The organism is Micromonospora sp. NPDC023814 (assembly GCF_040639595.1).
Taxonomy (GTDB): domain Bacteria; phylum Actinomycetota; class Actinomycetes; order Mycobacteriales; family Micromonosporaceae; genus Micromonospora.
On the sequence record NZ_JBFAAF010000147.1, the window covers coordinates 1 to 5,999 of the forward strand.

5 protein-coding genes are annotated in these 5,999 nt (G+C 66.0%); 2 read left to right on the top strand and 3 right to left on the bottom strand.

Going from position 1 to position 5,999, the window contains the following annotated elements; translation table 11 throughout:
- Positions 1–368 precede the first annotated feature (368 nt).
- From AB0G14_RS34390 to AB0G14_RS34400, 3 genes are read right to left on the bottom strand one after another with little or no spacing between them, the layout of a single operon-like run.
- Positions 369–872 (bottom strand): DinB family protein, encoded by a 504-nt coding sequence (locus AB0G14_RS34390; protein ID WP_357704761.1) that lies wholly within the window; start codon positions 870–872, stop codon positions 369–371.
- Positions 872–1,510: a class I SAM-dependent methyltransferase gene (locus AB0G14_RS34395; RefSeq protein ID WP_357704763.1), complete on the bottom strand. Its 639-nt coding sequence runs from the start codon at positions 1,508–1,510 to the stop codon at positions 872–874. The genes AB0G14_RS34390 and AB0G14_RS34395 overlap by 1 nt, the downstream gene beginning before the upstream one ends.
- A complete protein-coding gene (locus AB0G14_RS34400; protein WP_357704765.1) occupies positions 1,507–2,430 on the bottom strand; it encodes an alpha/beta hydrolase in 924 nt (307 codons plus the stop codon). Before AB0G14_RS34400 ends, AB0G14_RS34395 begins: the two co-directional genes overlap by 4 nt.
- Positions 2,431–2,650: 220 nt before the next feature.
- Here AB0G14_RS34400 and AB0G14_RS34405 point away from each other — a divergent pair, with 220 nt between their 5' ends.
- Both AB0G14_RS34405 and AB0G14_RS34410 read left to right on the top strand, forming a co-directional pair.
- Positions 2,651–3,235 carry an XRE family transcriptional regulator gene (locus AB0G14_RS34405; protein ID WP_357704767.1) on the top strand — a complete coding sequence of 195 codons (585 nt, stop codon included), beginning with the start codon at positions 2,651–2,653 and terminating at the stop codon, positions 3,233–3,235.
- A 213-nt stretch (positions 3,236–3,448) separates the two neighbouring features.
- A complete protein-coding gene (locus AB0G14_RS34410; RefSeq protein WP_357704769.1) occupies positions 3,449–5,242 on the top strand; it encodes an alpha/beta hydrolase in 1,794 nt (597 codons plus the stop codon).
- Positions 5,243–5,999: the final 757 nt, after the last annotated feature.

The window sequence follows — 5,999 nt, forward strand, 5'->3', positions numbered from 1 at the left end:
CTCCACGATCGACGGCGTTCCGCACACCCAACCATGATCCAACCCGAACGCCCCAGGTCAAGCCGACCCGCCGACGAGCACCTGACCAGTCACCTCAGTTTCAGCCTTATCTGCACCGTCGAATGAAAGGTGCGCAACCTCCTGGGCGTCGCCGAGACAGCGCGATGTTGCCGAGGTGAGATCGTCGGCAGGCTGCTGCCGCATCTTGACGGCGCAGAAGTCAACAAGATCACCGAAGCCAGCGATGGCGCCCGTTCTTCATGCCGAGGCGCGTAAGTGGCGCCGCGAACACCTCGACCCCAGCAACATCCTCGCCAGTGAACCCCGACCGAAGGAACGACTGAGGCTGACCTGGCCAATCTACTGCCTCAACGGCCGGTGGAGCCGTCAATCTGTTCGCGAAGGATGTCGGCGTGGCCGGCGTGCCGTCCGATTTCCTCAATCATGTGGACCAAGACCCATCGCTGTGATGGTGGCAAGGCGCCGCGGCCCGGGGGTCGGGGCGCTGGCTCGGCGAGCTCGGTCCACTTCTCGATGACCTGGTTCGCCTGCGCGATGGTGGCTCGATAGCCGGCGAGCAGGCTTTCGACGGTCTCCTCGCGGTTTGGCTGGAAGGTGCGGCGCATGTTGGTGATCGGTTCTTCGAGGAAGTAGAACTTCTCCACGGCGGTCAGGTGTTTGATCAGGCCGAGAAGGTTGGTACCGGAGGGTACGCCGGCGGTGCGGACCTCGGGCTCCGGCACATCAGCGACCTTGTCCATGACCGACTTGCGGAGGTAGTCGAGGAAGCCCACCAGAGTTGCCTTCTCGCCGGGGGCGGTCCATTCGGGGCCGGTGTCCTTCCGTTTCCCGGTTCGGGTGGTTGGCGGCATCAGCGCTCCCGATCGTGTCGTTGGATGAGCAGAACGTTGTCGGTGACGGTGGCGGTCTGACCTGCCGGTCCGGTGGCCCGGCGTTGCGGCATGTCGGCGCGTACGACGATCCACCGGTCTGTGTCAAGGGCCAACTCGTTCGCGATTTCGCCGGGTGAGGGGAACTGCGTGTCCGGGTCTTTGTTCCACGACCAGGGTGCGGTCGAGCCGTGGTCGACGATCAAGAGATGACCGCCGGGGCGCAGTGCGTGCGCCGCGGTACGCAGCACTCGCGCGCGATCCAGCGCTAAGGGAGTGTGCAGGTACTGCGCGGAGATTAGGTCGAAGCACCCGCCCGGGAAGCTTTGGGCCAGGTCGTGCTGTTCGCCAGTCACCCGGTCCTGGAGGCCGAGTTGCCGGGAGAGTGCACTCAGCCGCTCGACGGCGACACTGGAGATGTCCACAGCCGTGACTTGCCAGCCGTGTCGGGCAAGCCAGATGGTGTCGCCGCCGGGGCCGCATCCCAGGTCGAGGGCATCGCCGGAAGGTAACGTGCCGATCATTTCCTTCAAGATCGCGTTGGGGTGCCCGGCGCCGCCACCACGTCGGGCGCGGTAGTGCTGTTCCCAGAACGCCTCGGCCTGGGGAGCGTCGGTCATCGGCCTGCCCCGCTCGCGAAGAAGTTCTTCAGTTCGGCGGTGACGATCCTTGGGTTCTCTTCGACCAGCCAGTGGCCGGCCTTGGGAACCGCGACAGCGCGGGTTATGTGGGACATGAGGGGCTGGACCGTCGAGCGGGTGAACGGAAGAGTGCCTTCGGCTGTCAGCAGGAGCGTCGGCATGGTGATCGGCTTCACCGCTTTGTTATCGCGTTCGTCCTGGTCCAGGGTTCGGTACAGCTCGAAACCGCCGGTCAGTACTTGCGGGCGCTGATAGGTACGGGCGTACTCGTCGATCTGCTGCACGGTGAAGGGAGCCTTCGCGCCCGGCCCACCGAAGCTCGTCCCGCCGTACGCTACGTACCCATAGAAGAGTGACAAATAGTCCCGGACGTCGTCGTCGACCAACATCTCGGGGAAACCGTGCTGCGTATGGAATGACATGTGCCAGCTCGCCTGCCGGTACGCCTTCGCGCTGAGGGCGGGACCAGGCATCGGGTAGTCGAGGTGGGCGTACTTGACGACCTCCTCAGGGAACTGGGCGGCGTATTGGAACGCCACACCGGCGCCGAGATCGTGTCCGGCTAGGTTGATCTTGCTGAGTCCCAGTGTGCCGGAGAGCAGCCGATGGATGTAGCGGGCGAGGGTGGCCTTGTCGTAGCTGGATGGCGCACCCTGGCTGTCGCCGAGTCCCGGCAGATCGAGGGCGTACACCGTGTATTTCTCGGCGAGCGCCGGCATGATCTCGCGCCACGAGTACCACGAATGGGGCCAGCCGTGCAGCAGGACGAGCGGCTCGCCGGTGCCTCCGGTGACATAGTGCATCGTCACGCCATCGACGGCGGCCGTCTCGTGCCGGAAGCGACGATTGAACTCGGCGTCGTCCCGGGTGGCCGCATCGTACCCGGCCGCAGCGGCCACTGTCTCTTGCTGCGACGTCGCGTTCCGAGTGCGCCCATCGGTGGTGGCGCACGCTGTCGTCAGGACTAGTGCAGCTGTGGCAGCAGCAATGCCGCGTGACCATCGTGCTGTGGTGTTCGGTTCAGCTGTTTTTCTGAGCATCAGTTACTACCTCCGCCCCCAGAATGACCAGCGAAGTTGCTGACTTGCTAGAAAAGTTGCGGATCCGCATCATCAGATCATGACAACCTCCGAAGATGTCCTCGCGGGAGTCGGCCCGCGCCTGCAGGCCCTGCGCCGGGCACGCAACCTTTCCTTGGCCGCCCTGGCAGCCGAAACGGGCCTGACCGGGAGCACCCTGTCCCGTCTCGAGAACGGCAAACTACGCCCAACACTGGAACAGCTACTCCCGCTGGCCCGCGCCCACGGCGTCCCGCTCGACGATCTGGTCGCAGCCCCTCCTACCGGCGATCCTCGCATCCACCTGCGCCCCGTGCGGCGAGCCGGCTTCACCGTCGTGCCACTGACCAGACGCCCCGGGGGCATCCAGGCTTACAAGGTGGTTTACCCGCCGGCCAGCAGAGCGAGCACCACGACATTGCAGACCCACGACGGGTACGAATGGTTCTACGTCCTTAATGGCCGCGTCCGGCTTATGCTCGGCGACCAGGAGTACCGACTCGGTCCCGGCGAAGCCGCAGAGTTCGACACCCGCACGCCGCACCAGATCAGCAGCGCTGACACTCAGCCCGCGGAACTGCTCACCCTCTTTAGCGCTCAAGGCGAACGTGCCCACCTCGCGCCCTCATCGCCACCGCCGAACTGACCGAATGGAGCGGCGTTCAGCATCGATGTAGGTCGGCTTGGTCGGCAGCCCCAGGAAGGTTGGCCCCGATGGCTGCCGTCGGAGGGCCTCTGCTCGTTTCTTGGCGAGGAAGGTCAGCGTGAGGTCGATACCCTCGATCTCACCAAGCCAGCGGGGTAGACGGCGCCCTGTACGAAATAGCTACCATGAACACACGCGCGCGCGTTCCGCCCAATGGAGACGGGCGGCGCGGCGGTTCAGTCGCTTATCCGGTTGGAACTTCCGTGTTCGGTGACTCTCCAATCCCCCGTGCGAGCTACAGACTTCTGTCCACTCCAGGGTGATGTGAGCCGTGTTTCGTTCTCGATAGCTTTGTCGCCAGCAACACGGGCCGCAGGGCGAACGCAGTCCGCCAAGCCGAATCGAAGGACGAAGGCGATGAACAAGACACGTAGTGCCGGGGTAGCCGGCCGGTCACGGGGCCGCCGGTTCGCCACGGCCCTGGCGGCCGCGACACTGGCCGTGGCCGGCGCGACCGCCTGTAGCGACGCTGCGCACGAGGAAGACCGCCCGGCGCCCCCGGACCGGACGAAGGCCGCCGCAATCACGTGGGGACCCTGCCCGGAGGCGGCGAAGGGAGTGGCCCGGGATCCCAAGCTGACCTGCGCAACGGTCAAGGTCCCGCTGAACTACGACAAGCCGGACGGCACGTCGATCGAGGTGGCAATCTCCCGGCTGACCGCCGCCGACCCCGAGAAGCGGCACGGCGTTCTGCTGCTGAACCCGGGCGGTCCCGCCCTGTCGGGTCTCGACATGCCCAGCACGATGGCACCGACGCTGCCGAAGTCCGTGTTGGACGGCTACGACCTGATCGGCTTCGATCCGCGCGGCGTCGAGCACAGCACCCCGCAGAGCTGCGGCCTCGAGGTTGCCAGCGTGCCAGGGCATTTCCCCTATCCCGCCGCGAACGGCTCGATCGACGCGAACGTCGAACTGGCCCGCACCGAAGCCCAGAAGTGCGCCGTCACGGCCGGAGAGAACTTGCGGTACTTCAACACCGCCAACACCGCTCGTGACCTGGACCGCATCCGCGAGGCGCTCGGCGAGAAGAAGATCTCCTATTGGGGCCAGTCCTACGGCACCTACCTGGGTGCCGTCTACAGCTCGCTGTACTCGGAACAGACCGACCGCATGATCCTCGAAGGCAACATCGACCCCACCAAGGTCTGGTCCGGCGAGGTGCAGGGCTGGGGCAAGAGCATGGCCGAACGGTTCCCCGACGCGGCCGCCGTCGCCGCGGCGCAGAACGACGACCTCGGGCTCGGCCGCACCGTCGACGAGGTCACCCGGACCTATCTCGCGCTCGCGGATCGGCTCGACCGTAAGCCGGCGCCGGTTCCGGGCACCCAGCAGTCCATGAACGGAGCGATCCTGCGCACCACCACCTACGCGCTGCTCCTCAACAACAAGACCCTGCCGATCCTCGCGCAGGTCTGGAAGGCCGCCGCGAACCTCGCGGACGGTCACCTCACCGCGGCCGACGGCGAGGTGCTCAAGCAGGTGTTCGCCGAGACGCCGCCCACCCCTGGCGTCCCCGCGGACAACCAGGCGACTATGTTCCTGGCACTCGTCTGCGGTGACGCCGAGTGGTCCCACGACGTTGCCGACTACGCCACCCGCAGCGCCGCCGACCGCAAGGCCTGGCCACTCACGGCGGGCATGCCGGCCAACATCTGGCCCTGCGCCTTCTGGAAGGCCCCGATCGAGAAGCCGGTCACCGTGACCGACAAGGGCCCCGGTGACATCCTGATCCTGCAGAACCGCCGGGACCACGCCACACCGTGGGACTCCGGACAGGGGCTGCGCAAGGTCCTCGGCGACCGTGCCGCCTTCGTCGGTGTCGACAACGGCGGGCACTACGTCTACAACGCGGGCTCGACCTGCGCCGACGAGGCTACCGTCGACTTCCTGAACACCGGCCAACTACCGAACGAGGACATCTTCTGCAGCGACGTCAAGCAAGACTGACAAGACCGGCGCAAGCGGCCTTCCTCATCGGGAGGCCGCCCGCGTGGCTGCGGTCGAGGGTGACAGTCGACCGGGTCCTCCGGCTCGACTGGGCGAAATGGCCGGAGCGGGCCGCCCGATTCGCGGACAAAGGCCGCAACCCGAGCGTCGCCAGTATTTACCGCGCGCTCACCGCGCACGAGAAAGCCCAGGCGTACCCGGACGCCGTCAAGCAGGCTCACGCCGAGCACGCACAGCGCGGCGGTGACGACGTCCCGGCGATCGTGCGCCCGATCCGCTCGCGTGCTCGACCCGATCGACCCCGAACTAGCCGCCCGGATCCAGGGCCACCCCCTCGACCGGCCCGAGTAGCCGGCCCACTCTCTGCTCGCGCATCCCACATGCCGGAACCACGGAAAACCGTGAATCAGTCTTCCGGCGACCCCGCCTCCTTGAGGCATCACCCCAGGTGCGGTCCTAGATCAACTGCTTAGCGTTGTTTTTGGTCCGGAAACTACAACCGCCGCGTATTCGATCTGATGCGAATACAAGACAGTCTGCGTGCGAACCGTGGTCAAAGTTTGCGCTGCTGGTCGAGTCAGTAGCGGTTTCGCCGACTGTAGACCTCGTGAATGCGACTCCTTGCCGCAAGGATTGCAGAGACACCTGCCCTGACCTGCTCATTTGACAAGCGGGTCGCATTGGATGCGACGATCTCGCATCTAATGCGAGTGGCGGGAGGTCACTGTCGGTGGACGTGGAACGCGCCGCGCCGGGC

Excerpts from the sequence above, each read along its gene's own strand:
- AB0G14_RS34390 (WP_357704761.1), bottom strand. The coding sequence starts at position 872 with ATGCCGCCAACCACCCGAACCGGGAAACGGAAGGACACCGGCCCCGAA.
- AB0G14_RS34395 (WP_357704763.1), bottom strand. The coding sequence starts at position 1,510 with ATGACCGACGCTCCCCAGGCCGAGGCGTTCTGGGAACAGCACTACCGC.
- AB0G14_RS34405 (WP_357704767.1), top strand. The coding sequence starts at position 2,651 with ATGACAACCTCCGAAGATGTCCTCGCGGGAGTCGGCCCGCGCCTGCAG.
- AB0G14_RS34410 (WP_357704769.1), top strand. The coding sequence starts at position 3,449 with ATGGAGACGGGCGGCGCGGCGGTTCAGTCGCTTATCCGGTTGGAACTT.